The sequence below is a fragment of the Bartonella sp. AD328YNZD genome (assembly GCF_042196425.1).
In genome coordinates this window covers 1-3214 of sequence record NZ_JBHIQG010000277.1, presented here as the reverse complement: position 1 = coordinate 3214, position 3214 = coordinate 1, and the positions used below count along the sequence as shown (strand labels likewise).

Genomic DNA, 3214 nt, shown 5'->3' with positions numbered 1-3214 from the left:
CCTTTATTTAAATTATCATATGGGACATGGTGCTTATGCGCGTAGTGGCGGGCATGTCACTGTTGCACTTTCACAGGTAGCACAGCGCATGGCGAGAATATCGAAGCTCTATGAACAGCAATTAAAGAGATGTGGATGGCGTTAGGGAGGATTTTGAAAATCTCAATCAGAGAATTGATGTGGTGAAATTATTTGAGAGCAAAATTTCTTATGGTGCGACAAGGTTATCTCGTTTTTCCGGTTTTAGAATAAAATAAATTGTTATTGAATAGAATAAACTCAAGCGACAGAAAGCTTTTGCAATGCACGATATATTTGAGCGCACTCTCTATATTTTCCCCCTTTGTTCAAAGAGTTGACAATAGAAACGATCTTCCATTTAGCGCGCTGGCATTGAGCACTGGGTGAAATACCAGAGATTATTGAAGGAAAAAATATAATCTCTTTTTTATTTTCATTATATGCATTATTGGCTGAATATTCTGTTTATTAAGTGTATAAAATAGCAATCAAAACAAATGCAATTCCAGCATTATAAAGAGGTAAAAAGTTCAATATAAAAAACGAGAAATGCATTCAATGAAAGAGTATCGTTTCATAAAAACTTTTCTTTGTATAAAGGGAGTGCTACAGCTCTTCAGAAACCTAAGTGTATATTGAGTATTGTATAGAATGAAGCGTGTCTATTCATCTTTCCTGCCCTATTATTAATTAAAAAAATTATCTTGTAGTGTTGTAAAACACTATCATTTATAGGACTGTAAAGTATATATAACTTTACAGAGCAGAATATTCTAGGAAGGATTTTTCTGTAACGCCTATGAAAAAACAAATAAGCCTTCAATGTTGTGATAGCGCTTGCATTTGAGACTATTTATGAGAGGCATTTTTATTCTTTTCTTAAACGGTTTTTACTAAAAATCATTGTTTTATAACGGTAATATACCTTTATTCATATTGAATTAAGAATTTTGAATAGCTTAGGATTTTGTCATTTCAGATCTCTTGATGTTTAACCAAGAAAAACCATTGGCTTGTACATAAGCGCGATTGGCATGTGGATAAAAACACATAAAGAAAGGAGCAAAAATACCTCTTATGAACATTCTCAAATATAAGAATTTTTGCAACATTAGGGATTGAAAAGTATAATGATGGCACTGCTTTACTCCTACACCTCCAACATCGTTTGTGATGTGTAAGGAAGGAATCCTATTGATTCAATGCGTTATAGCTTATGGTGAGAGAAGTTTATTTTGTTTAGAGTTATCACTTAATAATATAAATAATTTATAATGATAACAATATGTTATTTAAGATTTAACATGCTTCAGTATTGAGTTGGTGAATGCTACTCAAGGGGATAATTTTTTAAATTGCTAGAACATCTGATAAGACTAAAAATATTCAACAAAAGTCCTGATTCGCAATAATTGGAAAGTATATCTTAATCTTCTATTCCCAAATCTTTATTTAGGTACTTCTTATCTTTTAAAAGGATATCGATAATCAACAGATTATGATTTTGTAGTGAAGAAGGATTCAAATTTTGTCCTTTAAAATAGGTGTCAGTTAAACAGCTCCTTTTTTATTTCTGTGTAAAGCATAAAAAATGATCCTTTCCATTGTTATGTAAAGTAAAACTTTACAATCCAACAAATGATTAGAAACGCATAATGATAGCATTAAAGCAAGGAACGCGCTACTGGATCAATGGTTACAGAGCACATAAACCTTTTAAATTGATGCACACATCTTTTATTATAATTAATTCCCTTGATAGAACAGTTAGCCCTTTTGGTGGAGCTAAGCGGGATCGAACCGCTGACCTCTTGCATGCCATGCAAGCGCTCTCCCAGCTGAGCTATAGCCCCTATAAAAACAAACTTTCTCAAAAGAACAATATACAACCCATGCCTTTTAAAGCGAGAAAAATTGAAGATCAAGAAGAATTTGCATTCAATAGAAAAGATGCCTTCTTTTACTTCTTTTAAGTGTCGTCATCGTTAGAAACACCACCTCCAAGAATATCAGTAACATCCTCCTCCTCATCGTCATCATCATGAGATAAAAATGTATCATCGTCATCACCGAGATCTACATCACTATCTTCCAAATCAGGAAGATCGTCATCTTTAGAATCTTCATCATCCTCTTCAAGAAGCATAAAAGCAGATTTTTCAAGTGCTGTATCAAGCTCTTCAGTATCAACTTCTTCTTCGTTGTTTGCTTCAGCTGCCGCAACCTCAAAATAAGAACGTGGATAAGAAATTCCTGTATAAGGCGACACAATAGGATCGCGATTTAGATCGTAAAATTTTTTTCCTGTTTCTGGATCAACACGTTTAGTTCCGAGTTCCTGTTTTGCCATAAGCCGTGCCTCTTTGATTAACTATTATTCCATTAAAAGATGAATTTTATGGTGCTTAATCGAAAAATAATGCCTTTGTCAAAGATAAATACATTGCTCCGCATAGATTTTCTCATGACGTCCTTTAAAGCATGTGCTAAAGGATGCATAATTTCATAAAAGTTAGATAGAATTAAATAGAATTTCCATGCAAAAAGCAATCCCTATAACCGCCTATAAATCGAGTAGTCTCTCTGGAAAAATTCAAATACCAGGAGATAAATCAATCTCCCATCGCTCTCTTATATTGGGAGGATTAGCAAGTGGTGAGACATATATCCACGGATTACTTGAAAGCGCTGATATACTCAATACAGCTGCTGCTATGCAAGCTATGGGCGCCTGTATTATTAAAAAAGATGAAGTTTGGATCATACGAGGAACAGGAAATGGTTGCCTCTTAGCTGCGCAAAAACCTTTAGACTTTGGCAACGCTGGAACAGGTGCTCGTTTGGTTATGGGATTGGTTGGTCCCTATCATATGAAAACAACTTTTATTGGTGATGCTTCTCTCTCTAAACGTCCAATGGGACGTATCCTTGATCCACTGCGTCTCATGGGGGTTGAAATTGAGGCAACGCACGATGATCACCTTCCTTTAACGCTTTATGGACCGAAAATGGCTAATCCGATTCGCTACCGTGTTCCAATAGCTTCCTCCCAAATTAAATCAGCAATCCTGTTTGCTGGACTCAATACCGCCGGCACTACAACTGTTATTGAACCTGTTCTGACACGAGATCATACGGAAAAAATGTTAAAAGCATTCGGTGCGCAACTTGAAATAGAAAAAGATAACGAAGG

At 35.1% G+C, this 3214-nt stretch carries 2 protein-coding genes, 1 tRNA gene and 1 pseudogene; 2 read left to right on the top strand and 2 right to left on the bottom strand.

What is annotated here, in order from left to right; all coding sequences use genetic code 11:
• Positions 1 to 145: pseudogene (locus tag ACFIO3_RS10550) on the top strand (hypothetical protein); the annotation flags it as partial.
• Positions 146 to 1798: 1653 nt separating this feature from the next.
• Here ACFIO3_RS10550 and ACFIO3_RS10545 read toward each other — a convergent pair.
• Both ACFIO3_RS10545 and ACFIO3_RS10540 read right to left on the bottom strand, forming a co-directional pair.
• Positions 1799 to 1874 (bottom strand) — tRNA-Ala (locus tag ACFIO3_RS10545).
• Between the two features lie 116 nt (positions 1875 to 1990).
• Entirely contained in the window at positions 1991 to 2371 is a 381-nt protein-coding gene (locus ACFIO3_RS10540; protein ID WP_375607947.1) for a TIGR02300 family protein, read from the bottom strand.
• A 187-nt stretch (positions 2372 to 2558) separates the two neighbouring features.
• Between ACFIO3_RS10540 and ACFIO3_RS10535 the strand changes: the two genes are divergently transcribed.
• On the top strand, positions 2559 to 3214 hold a 656-nt coding region (locus ACFIO3_RS10535; protein ID WP_375704432.1), incomplete at its 3' end, for a 3-phosphoshikimate 1-carboxyvinyltransferase.